This window comes from Fulvivirga sp. M361 (assembly GCF_007097395.1).
Lineage (GTDB): Bacteria > Bacteroidota > Bacteroidia > Cytophagales > Cyclobacteriaceae > Fulvivirga.
In genome coordinates this window covers 105,771-130,474 of record NZ_VKDC01000018.1, presented here as the reverse complement: position 1 = coordinate 130,474, position 24,704 = coordinate 105,771, and the positions used below count along the sequence as shown (strand labels likewise).

Sequence of the window (24,704 nt, the reverse complement as noted above, 5' to 3'; positions counted from 1 at the left end):
CGGATAGTGACGATATACTAAAGCTACAGAGCGGGAGATAATCACTGGTTGTTGCATTCTTCATTCGAGGCGAAATCATCATTGACAAATCTCCAGAACCTATCGTCAATGAGCATTTCTCTGGCTGTTTCCCCGCGCTCACAATATTTCAGTCCCTGAACACCAATTTCAATGTTGTTGGGAGTATTTGGCCCTTCAGACCAACCTTCAAGGGTCAATGCGTAGTTAGCTATGGAAAGTGCACAATTGTTTAACATACTACCCGCAAAGCGGACAGAACTTAAATCCCAGGCTCCAATATTTTGGTTAAAGACCAAGGCATTTGAAAACATGAAACTCATATTAGTTACCTCACTTACATCCCATTGACTTAAATCCTGATTAAATGAACGAGCATCAGATAACATACCTGACATATTAGTTACAGAACCTACTTTCCACGAGCCTATATCTTGATTAAAAGCATAGGCATCATCGAACATTCCTGACATATTTTCTACAGACTTTACATTCCAACCACCTATATCCTGATTAAAAACCAGCGCCTCATCAAACATTCTGGACATATCGACCACATTCTCCACATTCCACGAACCAATTTCCTGATTAAATACCACTGCAGATGAGAACATTTGCGACATATCTCTGACAGAACTCGTGTTCCAGGTACTTACACTTCCATTGAACGAAGTTGCTGCGGCAAACATATTCCTCATATTCGTAACCGCACTTACATCCCACCTACTTAAATCGCCATTGAATGAAGAAGCGCCAGAGAACATTCCCTCCATATCCGTCACTGACGACAGGTCAGGTGTGTCTTTAGCGGTGGATATGACATTGCTGCAACTGGAAAAAGTTCCTTTCATGCTTTGCCATTCAATAGTACCCCATTGAAGGATCTCCTGGATCGCATCATTATTATCATTCAGGCTGAATGCCGGGAATCTGCCTCGTATAGCTATCTCATATGTACCTGAATTTATATACTGATGAGAGGGGGCTTCTGATAGACCCGTTTCTATGGTTCCATCTCCCCAATCTATGTCATAGCTATAGGTATAGCTGCCATCGGTTACCATGCTTATCTCCTGATTATCAACTGTAGTTTCCCATTTTGTAATGAAACTTTCTTCATCAACATCTTCGACCGTGATATCGACCATCCCTTCTGCACTGAGCATCCCATCAGATACAACAACCGTCAGGCTATAACTTGTGGTGGTTTCATAGTCCAACATTTTGCCTTCGGCTAATTTCAAAACTGTTTTTTCTTCCTGATCCGATAAAGTAAATAATCCATCGAAGATGCCGGGTTCTTTAAGTGAAAAGGTAAGTTTATCTCCATCAGCGTCAGTAGCGACTAGTACGCCGATTTCCTCCATAGAAGTAATGTTTTCAGGAACAGTGAACATCATGGCCTGGATATCCGGTGCAACGTTTTCATTTATATCCGTCACAGTGATCGTAATATCAGCAGAGGCAGATAACTCTCCATCACTAGCTGAAACGGTAATAACATGCTTATTTTTAGTCTCGAAATCCAGGCTTTTACCACTTGCAAGGCTAAGGTCTCCGGAATTGCTTATAGAAAACAAATCTTCATCATTGGTTTTGATACTGAAGGTGAGTTCATCTTCTTCAGCATCTTTTGCGGTAACAGTGCCAAATACCTTACCAGGTTCCTCCGCTTCTGAAACATTAAAAGATTGTGCTGTTATGGTTGGAGCTTCGTTTTCAGGTCCTACATTGTCATCATCTCCACATCGAAAAAAAAGTATAGCCGATGCTGCGGATAGATATAAAAAAAATCTGATACTCATTTCGTTATTCATTAATAGATATGCAAGGCAACATGAACAGTGAGGTTAAGAATCACCATTGATACTTTCAATCCATACTTATTGAATGGATGTATTAACTGATTAAATATTCACTCTTATTTATTATTCGAAATTAATAATGCCACCTCTCATGAAAAATGACCAACCTTGGTCATTTTTTGATTGTTCCTTGAATAGGGATATTGAATTGTTCCTCTAGGTCATTAGGAAGTAGTACATCGGCATAGAAGCCTTTAGCGAGGCTTCCAACTTCCTTCTAGCTGACCGTTGCGAAGGTACGTTCCTATCAAACTCCGATCTACCTGAGCGTTGTTAAAGAAGATGGTTTGTTGAGCATTATCCACCTGCTCTGTAATATTTCCTGCTGCATCGAATACATAGTTCAAGTCCTGAAGTATGTCTGCTCCGGTATTTCTTGTGGTGAGAAGTCGTGTAAGTCTGAAGGTGTTCGGGTCGTAAGTGTATTTTGTTTGGCTACCATTAATTACCATAGGCGATTTTCTCTCTTTGGCCCCTGGCATTGTAATCGATGTTGGTAACAAAAGAAGTCGCTGTGCCTGAGCCTCGCAAATTAGCTTCTACGCTTTCTAACAGATTGGTTTCGTTGTAAGCAGGCCGGACCACCGAGTTATCCGGCATAGTCATGGACACCGGTCGGTTCGGGGCGTCATATTGCATCTGCTGAGTAAAGGTTTCGCTTTCTAATAAGGGAGTGGCTACTGCCATCGCATCGGTTGCTCCGGGAAGTGCAGACCAGTCCGGTGTGGTTTTGTATTCTTTAGCGTATTGACGCGAACTTTCCAGTAGATTTCCTTCAAAATCAAATCCATACGAGCAAGTTCATAAACTTGTCACGATCTATAGAATTAAGTAAATGCTCCGATCATACTTAAACTAGTGGGGGATGTCAAATGCTTATGTATCGTTTAGGGGCATAATAAAACCATCTACTTAACGTATAAAACATTGGTCTATCTGAGATCATACCCTACTAGATTATGCGTGCCGTTTAGACTGATAGCTTCACTTCTGGACAAGAAAACCCATTCATACGTATGCAAAAGCCATATGCAACCGGCTAACACAGCACCTCGTTAGAGATCCATTAGAAAATAGATCATTTTGAACATTTAAGTTTGTAATGGTTTGTTTCACCAACTTTATCTTTGATATATGAAGTATTATAACCACTTAAATATTTGCCAGATATCCAATAACTCTCGTAAAATTTTTCAGAAGAGTAATGCGCCAGATCAACTTTTTCAAAATATCCGGATTCTTCAGGGTTTTTATCCTTAAAGTCTTTATTAAGTTCTTTAGTTTCATAGTAGAAATTTCTTATTCTAATAATATTTCTATCAGACCCACAGTCCTTCATACGAGATACTTGATTAAAAACTTCAATAAAATCTTTAAGCTGATACTCCTCCTTTGGAGCATTGCTAATTAAAAATACCTCAGTTATTTTGGTGAAATCATTTTCTTTTTTTTCTGTACAATGCGATTCCAGTTTATAGATTTGAGGCTTTTCCATTGAACAGGAATTCATTATAACACAAATAAAAAACCAATATATTCCTTTAAAATTCATCATTCATTAGATTTAGTACCTGAGAATTGACGTGTTATACTCACCCTTGTAACAAATGGGCGGTAAGCCCTCGTTGTTTCACGTTGCAGTCTATACCAAGCCCTAAAACCAGCCTGGATATATAAATTCCAAATTGGTGTCACATCTCCGCGGTCAAGACCAAAGTGATCATAAATTGTAAGTGTAAAACCTCCTGAATATGTTCCGTCTTTACTAATCTCTAAATTTTCCAATGTTACATCAAACGCCTGAGTGTCGGTAATTGCGATGGTTAGTCCTCCCCAAAAGGTATGTTCCATCCTATCATTAAATGCTGGACGGTTTAAACCTTCTATTGTAATTTTGTCCGGATGTATCCCGCGAGTTAATTGTTCTGTTATCTGATTACTTATGGTAGTTAGCATTTGCTGACCTTCAGCACTATTTTCCACTGCTCGATTCAATCTTTCATCCTCAAACAACGCATATCCACCTTCGGTAAAGTTTCTACCCATTGGTCCTCCGTTGTTATCTCTGAATAATGTGATCATATCCTGAACCACTTCATCCATTTCTCCACTTGTATAAATTAATGCAGCCATTAGCCGAAAATCAGTAAAGAACTGTTCGTCTGATTTATCTGAATCTATACTATTTAAATTTATCAAATAATCACTGGCCTCATCATTAATTTGTTGATTTGTTAGGTCGCCAAAACGAAGATCATCTCTTAAAGTTCCGGGTTGATTCACCGCATGTAGAGGTCTCCTAGCTGAGGCCGCAATGACTCTCGGACTTGACAAGCTAGGGCTTATAATCAACTCGGACCCAATTGGTAAGCCAAGATCAGGATATCCATTCCAGGTTCGCAATTGATCAACCGAGACGCCAAATTTTCGTGATAAGCCCCAATAGGTATCACCTTCTTTGATCGTATGTGTCCTTTTTTGAGAACTTGTATCCGTATCAGGATTGGGCTCTAAGCCATCTAAGTCCATGTTGTTGATTGGCCTGTTTCCAGCATACTGATAAGGTGTATAAAACGGGTATTCATCTTTCAAAGGATAAGTACTGACAAACCTTACCAACCAGCTGGCATAGTATCGAGCTCCATAATAGTATAGTCCAGTTTCTTCGTCACGTTCTTTTCCCACATAACGGTACCTTTTTAAAGAAGTCTCCATGCTATTCTTTCCGCTTCTATAACTGCTTGTGCCAAACGGATGATATTCTTCATAAGAAATAATGGCTGTAGTACCATCAAGTTCAAGGGTGGCCGATCCCAGATGATTGGAGAGTTGATACCGGATTTCATTTACGGGAGTACCTACCTGAGTACCTCCATCTATGGTTTTGGTATCAATCAAAACCATCTTACCAGTACCATCACCGAGGTGCAAAGTCTCTCGTTCCAATTGTACCGTACCACTCTGGCTTTTGCGGTAAATCTCCCAATCGGTCAGGTATAGACGTTCTTCCTTCACACCACCATTTCGTTCAACTACCTTCCTAACTCGTGTTCCAATCCCATCATACACATAATAAGCCATTCCCCCACCCCCCAGGTCAGCCGTTTGTAACCGGTCAGCAAAATCCCAGGCCATGGAAGTGAGGTGAGGCATCGATAGCATACTTCCATGTGTATCATAGGTGTATTGATCAGTGGCAGGTGGGGTATTATCCGGTGAGGTGCTTAGCAAATAATTGTTTTGCATAAAATTATAATGATAATGCCTGGTCCAATTTCCCCCGGTGGCCTGGTGGATCATTTTCAGGATATTACCGATTTCATCGTATTCATATTCCTGTGTGTAACGTCTTAACGCCTGGGTATTTTCAGGAAGTGGGTTGAAGTTGATATCTCCCGGGCCCGGGGCTGAGTTTAATCCGATCAGTTCCCTTCCTTCCGCCTTGAGTAAGCGATAGAGTGCATCGTAGGTGTATTTGCCATGGGGATCTACCTGAGCGTTGTTAAAGAAGATGGTTTGTTGAGCATTATCCACCTGCTCTGTAATATTTCCTGCTNGATCAGTGGCAGGTGGGGTATTATCCGGTGAGGTGCTTAGCAAATAATTGTTTTGCATAAAATTATAATGATAATGCCTGGTCCAATTTCCCCCGGTGGCCTGGTGGATCATTTTTAGGATATTACCGATTTCATCGTATTCATATTCCTGTGTGTAACGTCTTAACGCCTGGGTATTTTCAGGAAGTGGGTTGATGTTGATATCTCCCGGGCCCGGAGCTGAGTTTAATCCGATCAGTTCCCTTCCTTCCGCCTTGAGTAAGCGATAGAGTGCATCATAGGTGTATTTGCCATGGGGATCTACCTGAGCGTTGTTAAAGAAGATGGTTTGTTGAGCATTATCCACCTGCTCTGTAATATTTCCTGCTGCATCGAATACATAGTTCAAGCCCTGAAGTATGTCTGCTCCGGTATTTCTTGTGGTGAGAAGTCGTGTAAGTCTGAAGGTGTTCGGGTCGTAAGTGTATTTTGTTTGACTGCCATTGCCATAGACGATTTTCTCTCTTTGGCCCCGGGCATTGTAATCGATGTTGGTAACAAAAGAAGTCCCTGTGCCTGAGCCCCGCAAATTAGCTTCTACGGTTTCTAAGAGGTTAGCTTCATTATAGGTCGGTTTGACCACTGAATTGTCCGGCATAGTCATGGACACCGGTCGGTTCAGGGCATCATATTGCATCTGCTGAGTAAAGGTTTCGCTTTCTAATAAGGGGATGGCTACTGCCATCACATCGGTTGCTCCGGGAAGTGCAGACCAGTCCGGTGTGGTTTTGTATTCTTTAGCGTATTGACGCGAACTTTCCAGTAGATTTCCTTTAAAATCAAATCCATCCGATTGAAGTAACCCTGCGCTGTCAAAGACCTGGTGGATCTGACCTCGCAGATTGTTTGTTTCAGGGTTACTCACTTCTTCGCCATAGATGGTGAACGTTACCAGCTTTTCAGAGTCATTCCCTTGTTGAACCCAATTTTGTTCAGGCCGCTGTAGTTCATCATAAACATTGCGAAAAGCCTGATCCCGATTATCCCACATACGGACAGGGCTATTCAATACATTACTCAACATCCACCGGTCACCTGCATCCCTGCTTTCGGTATTGATGGGTTCATCTAACAGGTTATACCGGTTGGTGGTGATCAGCCTCCCCTTTGCATCAGTCACAGTGATCACATTTCCTTTGATATCGTAACCATTGCGGGTTTCATACTGGCCGAGGCTTCCGTTGTCATCTACGGTCAAAAAAGGGCGCGCCAGGGTATCCAGGTGTACAATCTGTGGCGTATTGGCATGTTGCGCAGCTAACCAGGCGGCCCGCTGGTCAGGGTCGGTCGGTTCAGTGCCTGCCGGATCAGGGCTGTTACGGTCTGTGTACCAGATGCTTTCCAGCACGGTGTCGTTTCGGTCAAAATTTTCCTGGCGCCAGGGGTCAAATATCACTTTTTCAAGGCTTCCATCCGGGTGCAATGTCCTGACCACTCTGCCGACGGGATCGTAGAACAATTCAACGGTAACGCCGTATTCCCGTAGTTCACTTTCGTCTTCATAGTCAAACGTACTGCTGAAATACGGTTCGTATTGCCGGACTGCTTCCCCTTTGTTATTCAATACGGTACGACCGTTTCCTATCCAACGGCTGGCGACAGGCTGTAATACAGGGGCGCCCTGTGTATCTAATATTAAATTACCTTCGGCATCTCTTCCAAAGGCTTCGCCAGGTTCAGCTTGCACTTTGGTCAATAGTTCCTGCCCCAGCCCGCCGGTATATACGTAAGATTCCTGGAAGCGTGGATTGGCAGCGCCGTGCTGCTCCCGGGCAAACGTATGTACGAAGTTGGGCTTTTGATGATCGATCCAATTGAAAAGCTCATATTCCATTCGAATGGTAGGGTCCTGAAGCGTATCTCCTGTTTTTTCAGGATCGGTTTCCCCCACTTTACCCATAACAGCAGTGGCCACTACCATTCCGCGAACGTCAAAAGCCACCTGTTGCCGGTTCTGATTAGGGTCTTTCACCTCCCGGGATTGTAGCACCCGGTAATCATTTTGTGATTCGGTACGATTAGCCAGTGCGTTTTCCATGGCGACGGCAAGTATATAATGGATATCATAAGTAATAGTGAGTGAATTACCGAATGGGTCAATGCTCTGAGTTGGAAAATAGAAATGAGCAGCATCGAATACCTGCCTGGGTGAAGGCTGCCAATAGCCCTGAATATCAGCTATATAACCTGATTCACTACTTGTTAGCAGCGCGTTGTCTACTTTTGAATCGTACACCTGGGTTACCAGTCCCGGGGTAAAAACCAGGGCGTATTGCCTGTAGGGAAGGGCATGAAAAGCCACCTGACCTTGGGGTAATTCGGCAGTAAGGTCTGCACTATAATAGGTGACCCTGTTATTAGATAACAGCCGTTTGTTTAAACCTGCACCTACAGCCTGCGACTCAAAAGCTATTTTTGTTGCGCTGTCAAAAGCTTGCTGAATTTCTTCCAGGGAGAAAATCGTAATGCCCGAATTGCTTAATCCGGTCAGTTCATAGCTTCTGCCTGAATCAGGCACCCCCAGCCGATAAAATCCGGCGACTTCCTCCGACACATTGATCCATTGGTTTTCCGAGATAGTTATGTACAACTGACCTTGTTCAACATACGCCGGAACCCGTCTTGGGTACCCAATGGCCGCCGCCTGTATAACATTGCCAAAATCATCCACTTTCATCGTAAAACTGTGGCTCAATCGTGGATCATTAGGATTTCGCTCATAGTCAAGGGTCAGGCTTTCGCGTTCATGGACAAAGAATACCGCATAAGGATTGTTCGCTCTTGGCTGTAATGGCTTGATCGTATACCCGGCTTCCAGGACCTGGTATGGATGGACCGAAGCCGGGTCATTGTCATCCGCATAGATCTCCTGACGCAGCAGCGTACCTCTTAAGGCTCTAAAAGCCTCTCTTTCTTCTTCCGGAGACAGCCCTTTGGGAAGGTTGGTCGCTGTTATGTGAGGAGCCTGAGCATCCCCCTGATAGTATTCACCCCGGTACATTCCTAAAATGTGCCCTCTGCCGGAGAAGTGCCCGACGTGAAACCATGTTTTTGTCAGAGTAGGCGCTACATAGTCATTCGCGTTTTCATTGGTATTGTTCCCTCCGAAAAGTGTATCGGATTGTAATATGTCAAACGCTTCGGTATCCCACTGGTCGACCCTTCCGAAGCCTCGAAATTCACGTTCTACTCCATCATAATAGCCATGATGATAAGCGTATCGTGTGGTCAATCGTTGCCCCGTGATCTGATCATAGATCTCGGTGCGCTCCAACACTTGTACAGGAAAGGGTAGTTTGGTGATCCATGGGGTGCCTTCCCGCTCGTCACGCAGGTAAAATTGGGTGGAAGGGGCATATTGCATGCGGGTCAGCGCTCCCATATTATTGTCAATTTCACTGAGCAGGAAGGGTTTTTTACTGCTCATCAAGTCGATGTAACGCAAACGTTGGGAGGTACTTGCGGGTAAAGGTGATGTACTTACCAGGCAGGCCGTACCGTTTCCAAACAAGTCGGTTATGGTAAGGGTACTAAGATCATCTACAGGAAATCGGTGACTAACACTTATTTTCTTTCCAAAACCATTGCCACTTTCGTTGGGCCAATAGTCCACTTTATTGTCGTAGAAGTAGATAAAGTCTGCGTTGCCGGTGCCATCAATATCAGCCAGACGCACTCTTCTCCTGTCAAAAAGGTCAGGATAATCAATGTTTGGCGCATGGTCCATACGTACCTGCTTCCCAAACTTTCCATGCCCCATATTAGGCCAATAGTGGATCGACCCGTTTCGTACACGCACGATATCCGTCAATCCATCGCCAGACATATCCGCCAGGTAGATCACCTGTTCTTCATCCGCAAATACAATGGCCGGACCTTGCCGTTCGTCTAACGCTCTTGCGGTTTGTCTGGCCTGAGCATACCCCTCTTTTACCAATGATTCGTACCATGTGAAGCAAAGGTCTTCTGTCATGAGAATATCAGCGTAGCCGTCTCCGGTAAGGTCAATAAAACGTAGATTGGGGTCATTCCAATCTATGTTAGGGCTTTGCCGGAATGCCTTAAAGTGCCTCCATTGTCCATGGCTGTCCTGTTCATAAAAGCCGGCCATATCCGTTTCTTGTATCAATAGCTCGGGTACGCCATCGCTGTCCAGGTCAGTGAGTTGCATTCGGGTGTTGGTACCAACGGTAGCAGGTTTGGGCGCTACCTGGTCAAAAGGGTCCATGACCAGTTGCGGAGTATCTTCTCTGCTGGCAGGATTATAATCATAATACCGTGAGTCCCCTTTGTTACGTTGATACCACCATGCTCCGGCATCTTCGTATAAAATACCTTGAAGGCCTTCTCCATACAGGTCCGTCCATTGGGTTCGAATACCATCCACCCCTCCCGGAATGGACTGTATTATGTCATCATTCGCCTCGTATATAGAAGGATCAATGGTGGCTTCTGTATAAGAAAAGGTTACCGGGGGCATGGTCTCCGGGGCCTTACCTGCTTCGTAATACCGGTATTGCACAGCCTTTAGCAGAGTATAGGTGGTCTGCTGATCGAAATTTAACTCTGTTGCACATACCAGATAGGGGTCAGGTCCCAGCTCCGGAAAATTGTGGAACATCAATATCCGCTGACATAAGCGATAGGTCCGTATTTCAAACCCGGCGGTGTAAGTGGAGAATGCATCCTTACGATACGCCCAGCTTTGAGCCTCTTCGGGAGTGGGAGCATCAGGATCATGCTCTCCGTAGTCCATCACTGCTTCGAAATGCCAGCCGGTAGTAGTAAAGAAGTCAGTGTCATCAGCATGGAACGGTATAGTATTGCCATACTTAATTCGCTTGGGATAGCGATGGGCCATTATCGCATCTCTGCGATGCGCTTCGTGCGCCGGATTAGGTACGTTGACCCGGTCTTCAGCTTTGTATTCATAGATAATGATGTTACCCTTGTCATCGTATGTTCTTTCCAGTAGCCACTGGAACACTTTCTTTTCGTCATTCGGATCGGCAACTCTTCCCAATGCAGATGTTCCATAGACGGATGTGGTATTGTCTTTGGTGGTCACTCGCCAGTGTGAGATCCCCGAACTTTGATCCAACCACCTTTCTATCCGGGCGAAAAGCCCTTCGGTACGCGGACGGTATCGTGTGATGAGGTGTCCTTCTTTTTCCAATTGGACCGTTTGATATGCATCATTCTTCTCTTCTAAAAAAGGCACCAGGTCTTCTGCCCCACTCAATAAAAACGTATCGCTTTCCGCCGGGTCATTATATTTAGGAAGGCCTTTAGACGTTTTTCTTGAAATGGAAGGAATACCAACACCCCACCCCAGCCCGAATACACCATTACCATTTCCAGAATCATAGCTCAATACTAATTGTGGTGTAAAGCCTGATCGGCCGGGACTCACCTTTACCGGAACGGAAAAAGAAGCTGTACCTGTTACCGGGTTGGCCTGGAATTTCTCGCCCATTCCACGAATAGCGCCACCTCCTGTAGGCAAGCTGATCGGCGCCTGCTGTTGCTGCGCTTGTTGCTGTTCATTTTGAGTGCTGTTTTGATCTTCAGGGTGAGTACTTGAGGCACTCCCCTGGAAGTTATTGGTATTATTTTGGGGTGTTGGTTCTTGCATTGCTTTGGTTTTTTTAGTCTTTAGTCTTTAGTCTTGAGTCTTGAGTCTTAAGTATTAAAGCGTCACTTAAGACTAAGGACTTAAGACTGACGACTCCACATCATCCAAGTTTAAATTCCAACAATACATAAATGTCATCGATCACGTTCGGGTCAAGACTCTTGCTAATAGGAGTACCTGTAGCGTCCTTCAATTTGAGTGTATCTGATAACGTTGTGATTGAATCACGCTTGATCAGTAGTTCCCAGCTGCCGTCCGCATCACCGGTTACCCCCATAAACCCTGAATACTGTAAGTTGCCATACTCGGGTACAACACTCGCGTTATCCACTACAGTCTTGAAGTTGACCGTTTCTCCTTCTCTCACCCATTTTAGCATGAGTCCATTAAGATGCTCTGACTGAAACTCTTCCTTCAACCTTATCAATACAAAGGCATTATCCATATTGAGGTTTCTTCCTCGCAAGAAGTATGGGAAGTTCCTATCGGAGAGTTTGATCGTGGTTTTATAATCCTCCGTATCAGAAGATGGATGGAGCAAGGCAGTCATTTCAGTAGAAAATTCACGTTCAAGACTGAACATTCTTTGAAGGCCTGTTTCAGTAGCCGCCAGTTCATCGAGCAATTTGTCCAGCTCACTCTGAAGATTGCTCTCCACAGACTGACGGAAGTTATCGCCACCGTCCCGCGCTGTGTAATTGACATGAATTATTGCATCGGATATGGTATCATAGTCAAACTGTCTGAATTCTTGTGGCAATTCCAGACGCCATGTACTGACCGCCCCTAATCGTTCAAAAGGCAAGTAACGTTCATCTCTGAAATTGAACTCAAACATACCGCTGTCCCGCTGGGCGCTGCTGGTGGCGATAGCTTGTGTGCCGGCGAAGTAGTGGGTAAAACGAAGGTCATCGGCCCCCTGGTAGGCATAGTCTGTCACGTTTGAGCCTATCTGTGTACTTTTTCTCACCCGGCTGTTCAGTAAAGTTAACTTACAATTGACATTGGTGTAAGGCCCGGTTACACACGGTATGGTAACGCTCACCGATTTAATGCGGCGCAGGTACTGTCCCGGGTGGTCCATATCAAACAGTACTTCAGAAAGATGTACTTCACATTTTCCATTCTCCCGGAGTTGTAACAAGGCCTGAGGGCTGACTTTGCTGATCGAAATGTGCTTGGTCAATTCAAACTCCCTCTTATTCTGCTCGATATAGGCCATTTCCAACCTTCGAAGGTCTTTCTGTAGCTGCTCTCCTGAAAGCAGGCCTTTCTTCAGGCTGTCCCAATAGCCAAATTGGATGTAATTGGTGTTTTCCAGGGCCAATTCGAACTGCATATTTCGCTCCACCCTCTTGGCCATATCATAAGCCATTTGGAACGTTTGGAAGTAAATACTTGATAATTGAGTCGTCATCCATTGATAGAGATCACGATTAGTGTATTTATCTTGTAAAAATGCATTAACCTCTTGGGACTGATCTGTCTGCAGGTCATGGCTTTCCAGTTCATGTTCCATCATGGAGAGACGGGCTCTGGCAGACAGGATTTGTTTATCAATTTGTTCTATTTCTTTTTCAGCCAGTTCTAATTGGAAGTCCCAATCTTCTTGACGACGCTCGTAGCCGCCTAACAATCCTGCCTTATTAGCTTGAAATGATTCTACCTGGGATAAAATACGCAGAACATTAGACGCTGTAATTACTGCTGTACTCAAACCGGTACCACCCGTTTCGGCTGTAACAAATGGGCTTCCGAAGGCTCCTGCTATTCCCAATTGAAAGTCTGGAATTACAGCCAATGCTCCTGCTAAAGCTTCAATCCCGCCAGCTACAGTATTTAGAACCAGCGCCGATTCCATTTTGTCTAACTGCTTCTGTTCCTTTGAGTTTATATTTTCTCTATTACCATAATATCTTTCTCTAATGCGGGCGAGCTCTTTAGCTTCCTCAAGAGAGTCTAAATTCTCCCTTGCCTCTCTAACAGCGTCTTCCCTAATTCTTCTTACTTGCTTCAAAAGATCCACTTCATGACCGGCCCTTAACAAAGCCAGGTCTTCACCATCTTTTTTCTCTAAAGCAGAAAGCATGGCATTTCCCAGGTTTCGAACTTCATTACTGAAATCATATGCCCTTTGAAGCATATACTCAAAGCGGTAGATCGGAATTGGAGCGTTCAAATCGCTAATGGCGCTGCTCAGGTCAATCCCTGCCGCCGCAGCCCTGACCAATAATGCCGGATCGATCGGTGGTTCGAACAATGCCAGTTGCCGTGTAACTCCTTCGATATTCTGACAATTTCTGATCTTAAAGAGCCGATCTGCCACGGTATCCCAATACCCAAGCAATTTATCATTCGGGGGAAGGCAGAAGTATAAAATGGTATTCAAGATATTGATCTGGTCGTTCTCTTCTACACTGATATTCTGAGTTTCTTCCATATCCAGGAGTAGCTCTGTTTCAATCTCCACCAGGGCATTACTGAAACTATCTATTTCCGGTTTAATGTCGTTGTAAGATCTCGTTTCCGTTTCTTCACGACTAATGATCTCCGGTCGTTTTCCAAGTATTTGCGCTGCCAGGACATACAATTGCGTGGCTTCATTGATGGACTCTATGGTATCTCTTCGGAACAGATGGTCCCCCCAGGCAATCAGGTTGTCCAGGTACTTCATAACCACCGTTTTCATGTAAGCCACTATTCTTAACCTGGCAATGACATGTGGTTGGAAAGGGTTCTTTTGCCAATCTGTCACCTGTTTTTTGAAGGCCCGGCTTCCCTGGTTGATCAGGTCGAATATTTCAGCGGTCTGATTGACTCCCTGGTACAAATGGAAGGGCTTGGTTTTCCAGAAACGCGCCGGGGCCTGCCCTTCCGTTTCCGTCGGATCAAATATATAATGGAACCATTTCTGTGCTTCTTCAAACCGTTGGTTAGCTGAAAGCTGCGTGGCAATGGATAAAGGCGCATGGAAGAACAACTCCCAGTTGTATTGGCTGTAGGCCCCCGTATATCCAAAGTCGATTTCTTCTTTAGGATATTGTTTAAGTGTAAAATCGAACTCAAGCGGCGCCTTCAGGACGGCTCTTGAGGGCTGATAAACGGTAGTAAAATAGTCGTTTTCGATTTTTTGTCTGTCCAGTGCACGGATCTCGGTTTGCTGTGCCGGAGTTCCTTTCACATTGGCCAACGGATTCAATAATCCATCGATACCAAATTTATTGACTTGTTTGATGAAAAGTCTTGTATACGGATGGTAAAAACTTTGGAACTCATAATTGGTCCTTATGGAAGTGATTCTCCTGATCTTATACAAGGGTCTGATCCGAATGGGCATGATAACGGGTTGTACCCTGGGTAACTGTGTTAACCTTGATCTTTGCACCGTAATTCTGCTTACCTCAGGACTACGTTCTTCAAAGGTTCTTACATTTCTCAAAAAATCAGATGAATCCAGCCGCGTTAATGTTGGAGTGGCTAAATTCAATTGTAAAAAATCGTTAGAACGGACGACCGAAAACCTGTTGTCTCCCACAAAAAAACCATTTACGGACCTTGGATTGATCAACGGCGCCGGAGTGAATGTAGGTCTGACCACAGGCAGTCGTGTGCCTGGCGTTGGCCTTACGAATGGCAATTGAACAGGCCTGGGACGCGTGAAAGGCCGGACCGTTGGCTTGATCAACCTGAACGGAGGCCTTCTGAAAAACGTGAACCTCTCCTTTTTGGGAACGATAAGAAAAGTCCGGAAATCATCCTCATAGAACGTAGGCGCTTCCAATTCATCCTGGTCCCAATATTGGTGTAACATGAGTGTTTTAAATGCTCCCGGGGTTTTCCTGAGTAATACAGAGCTGTTTTTATCAAAAGCAGAAGCCCTTGAAGGTGTATTAAAGGTGAGTGAATCGGTTTGACTTCCTTCTTTAAATTTCATATTAAAAAAGTCAGACCCAACGGGTTTAGGAAATGCCAGTTCTTCCTCAACGGCTTCAGCCGCCTGATTTAATACTAAATGGTTAGTGTAATCGTTGAATTTAAAGCCGTTGAGTATGAACAGACGTTCCTTTTTCTTGATCCTGGGAAGGAATATTCTGGGTGAAATAAAATTGAAAATGCCTCTCCGGGATCTTCTTACACTCCTGAAAATGGGCGTCAGTTCTACTCCGGGATATACGATATCGATAAAAAGCTCGTCGTTTTCGATACTGCTCACCAGGAAATGCCTGGAAGGCTCACTATATTCGCTGTCCACTACCTCTTCGGTCAATTTAGGGTCAGTCCATTGTCCCCGGTAGAAGGAAGTCCATCCGATTTTGATCTCATGGCCCAGCTTTGGGTTTCTGCTGGACTTTTGATCCCGGTCCGTAGTTACCTCCAGGTCTGAATCGTCTGGCTCTTCAGCCATTTGACTGAATACCACCCAAAAGAGGTATAACCTTCTATTGTAAATGACTGGGAGTATGTGGTCACTTTCTATTTCCAGGTCAATTTTTTCCCAGGGTGTCCAGAATGACCGGTCCACCCATCTCCGCATATAATATATATTTGGCTTATTGGCTGTTCTACCGATTACATAATAAGTGCCTTTCTCTTCGTCGTCCAGGTCTTCCTCATTTTCATTGTCATCATATACTCCGACGATCTCCAGTCTGCTGACCTGATCGAGTTTTCTTAAGTAAGTAAGATAAGCTCGTTCTGCGGTTTCTATAGTCAATTCATCCTGAAGAAGTTCGTTTTCCAGTTCTATGAAAAACGGTGTTTTATCATCTCGTAATTCCGGCTCTATCCAGTTTTCAGGATACAGGAAGATCTTACGATTGGCCTCCCAAACCCTGAAGTTTTTCCTCCAGACCCATTGTTTGGCCAACTCCGGATCGAAAACAAGGTCGGGCTCCAGGTTGAGCAGGATCCGCTGCATCCAAAGTTGCACACTCGAAAGGGCTAATTTGATCCGCGAAGTAAGGGTGCAGGCACTCATTTGAGTGTCGATCAGATAATGGCTGTACAACTCATCAGCATCAGCAAACCCACCGTCCTTTATTACAAATACCTGGAGAGCATCGCGCTGTTTTTCTCTCAAGAGGTCTCTAATTTCAGGAGCTATTTCCAGCCATTGTTCAGTAGAGTAGGAAGCATTAGCTATTGTTCGTGAGAGCCTTCCCTGGTCAACCGTGGCGTCCGGTGTATTTAATGACCATAATTGTGAGGCCTCTGCCTCACTTTTATCGATCACGTCAAAGGCATCGGATAAATACTTCACCCATAACTCACTGTTAAAATCAGCCCTGACCAGGTTAAACCCTGCAGCACTCGTCAGATAATCAATGTCATCACGATTCCAGCCTGTCGCATCGGCCAGGGACTGACGTATCTGATCATCCGTATTGGCAGTATCCAAAGATTGCCTAATCAGTTGATAAATAGTGGAATCCCCATTGAAACGACTTCGTTGTAAATAGGCGGTTTCTATCAATCTCAACCAGGAAGCGCCTTCAGCAGCTCCCAACGCGCCTTGAGGGGTCACAGGAACCCCGGCAATATTGAACCAACCTATCGCCGGTCCCTGGGAGAGCACAAATAGCAGGTCTTCAGAAGAAATGCGCAGTGTGTTTGCCAGAAGACCGATCTTCAACAGTCTTTCCAGGGTCTGTATCTCTTCCGGATTGTTAGTGAAGTTTATTTCGTCAACTCCGTTAACATAATTAGTATCCAGAAATACATCAATGGCCGCTTTCGTATTGTCCTGTGTGCTCTTGACATAGTCATTGAGCATGGAAATAGTAGTAGAAACTTCAATGTCCAGTTCAGCTGCCATCTTTTGAAAAACGAAGTTTCGTGCGAGAAACTGTAACATTGGAACCAGTACATAGTCAATTCTGGCGCTTGTATCCGTAATCACGCCTGCACCGGAACCTACTAACTTACCGGTAGCATCGGCTGTATCTAAAAATGACGAAAAGCTGGTAGTTATAAAATCTGTTTTCTCCTGATCGGTCAAAGTGGATGAATCATCTACTATGGCCAATGCCGTCGCTAAACTTTCTTCTTCTAATAGTGCCGAAAGGCTGTTTGATAATTGATCAGCTTTAAGGTTCTCCTCTTGTTCAATGGCCAGCAGTTTTTGTAATTCAATGCGTATTTGAGTCAAAGTGCCGCTCAGCTCAATTTCAGGAATACCTGTATTCTCGTCTTCTTTTTTATGTTGAACCAAATAGGACAGTTCACTTACCGAAACACGAAGGTTTTTCAGCCGAAGTACGAATTCATAAAAGTTTTCAACCTCTTCAGGAGAATCGAACGTCAGGGCTGTCATATCTCGAAGAGACTGTAATTCTGCTACATCCAGTTTAAATGCTTTCGCGAGCGTGGCCAGTTTGTAAATGGCGGACAGGTTGGCAACGGTCAGGTTGGCTCCGGGTAAAAAAGCTATAATTTCTTGGAAGTCTTCTGTTTTAATGTTTATAGCCGCTCTCACGACCATATTAACGGTTTGATCTGTCAGCAATGGTGTGGTATCTGCCAGCTCCGTACCGGCCAGATTCAACGTAAAAAGAGTGCTGGCATTGTCGAAACTAGTGGTGATGGCAGGGTTCAGAAACAGCTCTTCATAGAAAGAAAGACCTTCCTCATAGGCACGTGTATCGAGGTTGGTAAACCAACCGGTCAATTCTCTTACCGGCAACTTTACTGCAACACTGAGGTCATGTATGAAGCCCAGTTGTATAAGATATTCCTCGTTGGATACTCCGATAAAGGTTCTGAACACTCTGTCCAGGTCATAAACAGACCATCCTGATTTTAACTGAAGTCTTCGAAAACGATTGAGGTTATGAAACTCTTCATTGGTAAAATTCAAAGTAGCTATGCCCAGGTCACATTCATCAGGGCTGGGGAAGTTTACTACCTTATTACCCGGGTTTACGGCTTCACATTCTAAAAATTTCAGCAGATCGTCAAATGTAAGGTCAAGTGACTTCAACAGATCGCTTACATTGGGTAAAGCCGTAAGAATTTCGTTTCCACCGGCTGTTAATCCGGTGAGCGTAGTTAAATCATAATACAGCCCGGCATCAGCAACAGAACTATTGAAAATTTCAAAATCCTTTTGGGTAAGGTTCAATATGGCCAGCGCCCTGTTTCGCTTTTTATCCACATTACCTGTCTGATTCAGCGTTCTGATCACCTCACTTCGTCTTATACCCAGATGGCCAAGGTATGCGTTAGCTTCTTCTGTCCATAAATTGAAAGGCAACTGTATCGGGAAGACTTCAGTGGCCAATTTATCATAAGCATCTTTGTTGATATACTCAGGCATGGCCCTCAGAGAAGCAGCATCTCTGGTTGTCTGCCCCGTATAGCCCGCAGTTGGAGGGCTCACCAGGTTTTCAAGAAACTCATTTACCAGGTCGATGTACGGCATTACCGTATTGGTATTGGTACAGTTCAATTGGATTTGCTGGATATCCGGCCTTCTTTGGTCTAATACTAATCTGGCATTTGATGCCGGATCACTGTTATTTTCTCCAAGTTCAACAAACTCCAGCAGGTCCACTAAAAAGGCAGCCGGGCTTAGTACCGAACGACAATGCCGGCAACTACAAAAGTCAGTGGTTTCAAATAATGACTGCAGGTTGGGGATCTCCTGGGGAGTGGCTGCAGCAGCGCCCACCGTAGAAAAGCCTGCGGAAGGGCTTCCATCCACGCCGCCGCTAAACACAGAAGTATTCACAGGGTTAAACCGATTGCCATATTTCGCCATTACCTGCAGAGTTTGAGAAGAGACATTGGCGGCACGGTCGTAGATCTTTTCTGCTGCCTCTTCTCCTCCCAGCTGATCGGCATAGCGGTTAATAAAGGTCTTTTTTCCCAGTCTTCTTATCTTAAATGCGGAATCCAAACCATTATTGAGAAGTGTTTTAATCGTCTCAGATTTGTCAGTTTCCGGCGCCATGAAGAACACACGTCGCATGGCTTCAAGGTCTTTAACAAAACCCGTCGGATCTGTTATCCCCTGAAGTGCGTCGGGGTTGTCGCTGAGGTATTGATTGATATTGTTTTCTTTGAAATCGAAATCAGGGTTATTGGCAAAAAAGGTATCTAACCGGGCAGTGTCAAAATCAGGAGCTGCACTAAGCCCCTGAGATACTACTGAGGTGGGGAATGCATCTTCCAGCAGTTTTAGTATCAAAGACTTGTAACTGGCCTTACGCTCTTCCTCCGTATCTCCTTCAATGGTTTCCGGGATACCGGCAACATGAGTAGTGATAAGCGCATCCCAATCCGCACTGCTTAGTCCTGTGAGGTCTTTCACCTCCGTTATCGCGGGATCGTCTACCATGGCCTGGACCATTGAAAAGTTGTTTTGGGTAACGGCTGCAGTTCTTAATGCCAACTGTAATTTATCTACATCAGCAGCTGAAAAGTTAGTATCCGCTTCCAGGTCGGTCCATATTTGTGAATCGTCGGCTTCATCTATGTTTAAAGACTTTTCAATTACAATTTGTTTTTGCGTGTCATTGAAACCTACGATTTGCAATATCCGACCTAGTGAGCCTTGATTTTCGGGATCGTTACTTTCAGCTAATGCTACTGTTTTTTGAGCTGCTTCCAGCTGATCGAGGAGAGTTTGTATATCACTAATGAGATCGGAGGCGATCACATTATCAAAAGCAGCTGCCTCCAGCTCTCGCTGAAGGATAGATCTGTCTTCAGATAGCAGGTCGGCAAGATCGTCGGGTAACTCTCGGCGCATCAACCCGTAATATATCTCAGCTGCAATACTGGTCTGGTTAGCAAAAGCCCTGGACTTAACATAATAGTTCGTCCAATCGGCATCAACGTCAAATTTACCGGCGACTACTATAATATCTTCTTCCTGAAAAGTAGCCGGGTCATTATTAGAAATCGCAGGAGCCAGCTTATTATTTACTTGTTTGAATTCCGAAAGACCCACGAATACATCATCACCGATAACGAGATTGACCACTTCATTTTCAAGTGCATCGACCAATAAGGGAGAAACGGCCAGTGGATTTTCAGAATTGGTGTCGGTTTGCTCAAAGACCCGTACCCTTAGATCTGCCTGGGTCCTGCCCACCCCAGTCAGGTCATTGCTATTAAAATCTATGCCATAGGTACCGTCGGGATTAGTGATGGTATTTCCTACTTCCTTTTCACCCACAACGTCTTTGTCATAAGCCACCACTTTGACAGCAGGAATAGGAACGCTACCATCAGTTCTCTGTATCGTCCCTGATACACTGAGTGGGATACCCGGGCCAGTAGTGGCTTCAACAAAATTGATCAGTTGAAGCTTGACATTGGTCTCTTCATTCTGATCTCCTCCTACCCTCGTATCCAGAACCAATGCCCCGGAATTAGAATAGATCAGAAAATATGTCTGCGGAGAACCATTAACATAAACATCCTGAAAGTTTTGATCCGATATATTCACTGTGGCCTGGCCTGTGGAATCAGTGATCCCAGATCCCATGAAACGATTTTGAGGGCTTTCCTCATTCCATACTTCTATTCTGTAGTTGACTAAAGGTTCGGCTACGGTGAACTTTTGAGCGCCGAGGGTCATGATCATGTTGGGCATAAGGGTGTAAGTTATTGAGTGAGAGATTAATGACTATATTTCTACACGATTAAATATTTTTATTTTAAATAATTATTGCAATAGTTATATTAACGCCTTTGCACACTAATTCCCTAAATAAAGTGAATCAGCTGCAATTGAATTATATCCTTATGGTGTGAATGTCACATCAGTGATTCCACCACCATTTACAACAACATCTTCACTTTGACCGGTAACTCTAATAAATACATTGCCAAAGAAGTTGCCATAAACCAGATCATAAGTACCCGGATCAATTTCAAATGTGAATGAGCCATCGCTATTCACAGGAGTACTGGTAATGGCATTTGAAAAACGCTGTCCACTGCCATTGGGCAAGGTTTCATCATTGTTGAATGTGCCATTCGCATAAAGATATGCTATGTTATTGCCCGTTGGTAAATTTTGATATGTCCCATTAATAGTACCTGTGCCTTCAATAATTGTAAGTGTTACTGCGGGGTCAAATATGAAAGCGCCTTTTGATGAACCATCTCCGTCATCGTCGTCGTCTCCATCATCATCATCGTCGCCCCCTCCGCCAGAACCTACTCTGGTAAATGAATTGGCAAGATCTATTTCCACAGAAACCTTGAGCGTTTCTCCATGTGTGAATTCTAAAACAGAACCTGTCGAGGCACTTGCTTCTCCGTCAACAATACATAATGGCAAGAGAGTGCCATCATCATCAGCCAACCTTACAAAATTCTCTGAATCTGTATCCACGTCCGATGAGCCTCCACCGTCATCGTCGTCATCTCCATCATCATCATCGTCGTTGTCATCATCACGGTCCCGAATGTTGTTACAGACAGTACTGTTATTGAAACGAACCGTCGCGTTTTCATACGTCCCGCTAGGGGCATTGTCAATGCGCAATATCAATTGACCAGGCACATCCTGAATGCGAAGCAGGTCATACGGAGTTGCGTCGGAGTTTTCAAGGACTATCCGTCCGAATTCAGTATCAAATTCCACCTCTTTAACAGATAGAAATACTTCTGCCAATTCTTCAGGAGGGTCATTCGTTGAAGACAGGAAAAATTCTACACTTCCGCTCTGTCCTAAGTTTACGCTACCATCGTCATCTCCACTACAACTCAATATATTAGCTAGTGTCAAAACGATAAAAAAGAAACCAAAAGGTAATTTTGTATTCATAATTTTAAAAAAGTTAATGAAATTTATCTAAAAAATTCATTCCTTACAATAGTCAGATGTGACTGATTTTAGTAAGATCTTGTCGAATTCCGGTGTGATTCATATGATCTGTTAAAGTGTATTGAGAATAAGCCGCTGATTATCATATTTTTCGGAGAATCTAAATCCGATACACTCCTGCGCGAATTTTTTTTGTAAAAATTTAAATAAATGACATAAACTTATTACATGAGCAACTTATTCGTAAATAATTATCAAAAAGATCATATTTAGTTCATCGAGTACATTCGCATTTTTACATTTGCCATGTTCCAAATGAAATTAAAGACATTCCAGCACATCAGAGAGATAAGATTCTATGGGTATTAAAGACATAAGAAATACGATCATTTATGGAAAGCAGCCTGCCGACAGCCTGGTTATTTTCCGGATTCTTTTTGGCTTGACCATGTTATGGGAAGTATATCGATATTTCCATTTTGGCTGGATCAGAGAGTATTGGATCTTACCGAAATACAATTTTCATTATGAATACTTCGAATGGGTTAAACCCTGGGAGGGCAATGGTATGTATATCCACTTTGTTGTGCTGGGTATATTGGCTTTGTTTATAGCGCTCGGGTTATTTTACAGGTTGAGCGCCCTATTGTTTTTTATTGGTTTCACTTATGTTTTTTTACTCGAACAGGCCCGGTATCTCAATCACTTCTATTTAATATGTCTGTTGAGTTTCCTGGTAATTTTCTTACCGGCCCATCGTCACTTTTCATTGGATGCGTTATTATTTAAAAAAATCAGCTCCCGGACGCTGCCTGCCTGGCCGTTGTCCCTGTTAAAGTTTCAATTGGGTATCGTCTATTTTTTCGGCGGGGTAGCTAAATTAGGCAAAGACTGGCTGGCAGGAGAACCCATGCGAATGTGGCTTTCAAACAGAAGCTCCTTCCCGCTGATAGGAGGATTCTTCGAACAGGAATGGTTTGTTTACTTTATGAGTTATAGTGGCTTGTTGATAGACCTACTGGCTTTTCCATTGTTGCTACACAGAAGGTCCCGGCCCTATATTTTTCTGATCATCACTGGGTTTCATTTCTTCAATGACCGCTTGTTCACCATAGGTATCTTCCCCTGGTTTATGTTGGGAGCTACTTCGATTTTTTTCCCTGCCGACTGGCCGCAGCAGTTATGGAAAAAAATGGATTTTCAAAGGAATGCTTTATCCGGCTGGCTTCCTATACTTCTTCCGGGAATTATCCTGGGGGTCTTAGTGGGTATTGTCCGTGACAGCTTCGCTCCTATCCCGATATTGGTAGGTTTTATGTCCGGTGCCTTGTTGGGCTGGTCATTACTTGGCTATGACCGGGGCCATGATCTTGAAATTGGCAAAATCCGGCATCGAAAGTTAGTGCTAATATTGATTGTACTATGGTGTATTCCGCAGGTACTACTCCCCCTCAGGCATTACTTTATTCCGGGAAATGTAAATTGGACAGAAGAGGCACACCGGTTTTCCTGGCATATGAAACTCAGGGATAAAAGTGGAAAGGTCAACTTTTATTTTACAGACCCTACAACAGGTGAAAATAAAAGGATTGATTGGTACCACATAATCAAACCCTGGCAATATAGAAAGATGGCCACCCGTCCCTACCTGATTAAACAATTTGCTTGTCACCTGTCTGAAGAACTTCAAAGAATGGGTGTTAATACAACGATTACCGTCCATGCCGAATGTAAATTGAACGGAAGACCCTACCAATTATTGATCGATCCTGAAGTCAGCTTAAACACAGTTAATTATAAAGTGCTGACCCATAATGATTGGATCTTCATGATAGAAGAAAAATAGTTATTGACAGTTGTTCTTTCGGTAGTAATTAAACCTGGAATTTATGGCTTTAGTGAGAGTCATTTTGATCTTTTTGGGAAAGCCCGGGAAATTTTTTTACTGCTTATCCATCTTTACCAACTCATCATCCTTCCAAATACCTTTGGCCACTACTTCACCCTCTTCTCCATAGAAGGTGCCTTCACCGTTACGCTGATCATTTTCCCAGTATCCCGTAAATTTTTGTCCATTGGTCCAGTGGTATGTTCCCAACCCATGGCGCCGGTCGTCTTTGTATTGACCTTCGTAATATTCGCCATCCGGCCAGTAAAATGTACCCTGGCCATCACGCAAATTACTCTTCCATTCACCTTCATAACGACTGCCTGTGTTCAGTAGCGCCACCCCGTGCCCCTGGGCCATTTTGTTTTTCACCTGCCCTACGTAATGCGCTTGTTTCCCCTTACTGGTACTGAATGTCAGGTAAGCGCCGCTTGTATTCTCTTTCAGTTGGCTTTCCAGGTACTTTATTTGCATATGAGCTTTGTCCAGGGCGAAATTAAGAGAATCAAACTGCTTTATTTCTTCCGAGGTAACGTCTTGCATCGTGACGGTGATGATCGCCGTCGAAGCAGTGTCTTTCGTTTCTACCTGTGCTTTGTGTTTATCCATCAGCTGGTGTGCCAGGTCTATGCGTAAGCGAAGTGCCCTTAAAAAGTGTGGATCATCCGACTGGTCAGCGTGCTTTTGGTATGCTTTTATGGCCTCGGTATACCCACCGGCAAGAAGCAATGAGTCAATCGCCTCTAATGCCAAAGACTGCCGGAAGGTATTGGTATCTTCCAGTATCCTGACCTTCTCATTTATTTTTTTGAGCTTCTCATTGAGTTGTTGCGTTTCGAAAATATAGTAAACCACTATTAAGCTTGTCACAACCAGTAGAGAATGAGATATTATTGTAGCTTTTGATTTGGGCATGTGC

The 24,704-nt window shown here is 43.9% G+C and carries 9 protein-coding genes; 1 reads left to right on the top strand and 8 read right to left on the bottom strand.

Annotated features, from left to right (window positions below):
- Positions 1-41: 41 nt before the first annotated feature.
- The 7 genes from FNH22_RS18860 to FNH22_RS18830 all read right to left on the bottom strand — a co-directional run bounded on the left by FNH22_RS18860 (position 42) and on the right by FNH22_RS18830 (position 21,897).
- A complete protein-coding gene (locus FNH22_RS18860; protein ID WP_185154298.1) occupies positions 42-1,823 on the bottom strand; it encodes a BspA family leucine-rich repeat surface protein in 1,782 nt (593 codons plus the stop codon).
- Between the two features lie 254 nt (positions 1,824-2,077).
- Entirely contained in the window at positions 2,078-2,365 is a 288-nt protein-coding gene (locus FNH22_RS18855; protein WP_143399980.1) for a hypothetical protein, read from the bottom strand.
- Positions 2,325-2,570: a hypothetical protein gene (locus tag FNH22_RS18850; protein WP_143399979.1), complete on the bottom strand. Its 246-nt coding sequence runs from the start codon at positions 2,568-2,570 to the stop codon at positions 2,325-2,327. The genes FNH22_RS18855 and FNH22_RS18850 overlap by 41 nt, the downstream gene beginning before the upstream one ends.
- A gap of 391 nt (positions 2,571-2,961) precedes the next feature.
- Positions 2,962-3,378, bottom strand: coding sequence for a hypothetical protein (locus FNH22_RS18845; RefSeq protein ID WP_143399978.1), 417 nt, complete (start codon positions 3,376-3,378; stop codon positions 2,962-2,964).
- Between the two features lie 56 nt (positions 3,379-3,434).
- A complete protein-coding gene (locus tag FNH22_RS18840) occupies positions 3,435-11,114 on the bottom strand; it encodes a DUF3289 family protein (protein WP_143399977.1) in 7,680 nt (2,559 codons plus the stop codon).
- A 100-nt stretch (positions 11,115-11,214) separates the two neighbouring features.
- A complete protein-coding gene (locus FNH22_RS18835) occupies positions 11,215-20,715 on the bottom strand; it encodes a neuraminidase-like domain-containing protein (protein WP_143399976.1) in 9,501 nt (3,166 codons plus the stop codon).
- Positions 20,716-20,865: 150 nt separating this feature from the next.
- Positions 20,866-21,897 (bottom strand): hypothetical protein, encoded by a 1,032-nt coding sequence (locus FNH22_RS18830; protein ID WP_143399975.1) that lies wholly within the window; start codon positions 21,895-21,897, stop codon positions 20,866-20,868.
- Positions 21,898-22,255: 358 nt separating this feature from the next.
- Between FNH22_RS18830 and FNH22_RS18825 the strand changes: the two genes are divergently transcribed.
- On the top strand, positions 22,256-23,743 hold the full coding sequence (locus tag FNH22_RS18825; RefSeq protein ID WP_143399974.1) for an HTTM domain-containing protein: 1,488 nt from the start codon (positions 22,256-22,258) through the stop codon (positions 23,741-23,743).
- Positions 23,744-23,839: 96 nt separating this feature from the next.
- On the opposite strand, the gene FNH22_RS18820 is transcribed toward FNH22_RS18825, so the two are convergent.
- On the bottom strand, positions 23,840-24,700 hold the full coding sequence (locus tag FNH22_RS18820; protein ID WP_143399973.1) for an MORN repeat-containing protein: 861 nt from the start codon (positions 24,698-24,700) through the stop codon (positions 23,840-23,842).
- Positions 24,701-24,704 lie beyond the last annotated feature (4 nt).

Coding starts and splice junctions, on each gene's coding strand:
- FNH22_RS18860 (WP_185154298.1), bottom strand. CDS start 1,823: ATGAGTATCAGATTTTTTTTATATCTATCCGCAGCATCGGCTATACTT.
- FNH22_RS18855 (WP_143399980.1), bottom strand. CDS start 2,365: ATGCCAGGGGCCAAAGAGAGAAAATCGCCTATGGTAATTAATGGTAGC.
- FNH22_RS18850 (WP_143399979.1), bottom strand. CDS start 2,570: ATGGCAGTAGCCACTCCCTTATTAGAAAGCGAAACCTTTACTCAGCAG.
- FNH22_RS18845 (WP_143399978.1), bottom strand. CDS start 3,378: ATGGAAAAGCCTCAAATCTATAAACTGGAATCGCATTGTACAGAAAAA.
- FNH22_RS18835 (WP_143399976.1), bottom strand. CDS start 20,715: ATGCCCAACATGATCATGACCCTCGGCGCTCAAAAGTTCACCGTAGCC.
- FNH22_RS18830 (WP_143399975.1), bottom strand. CDS start 21,897: ATGAATACAAAATTACCTTTTGGTTTCTTTTTTATCGTTTTGACACTA.
- FNH22_RS18825 (WP_143399974.1), top strand. CDS start 22,256: ATGGGTATTAAAGACATAAGAAATACGATCATTTATGGAAAGCAGCCT.
- FNH22_RS18820 (WP_143399973.1), bottom strand. CDS start 24,700: ATGCCCAAATCAAAAGCTACAATAATATCTCATTCTCTACTGGTTGTG.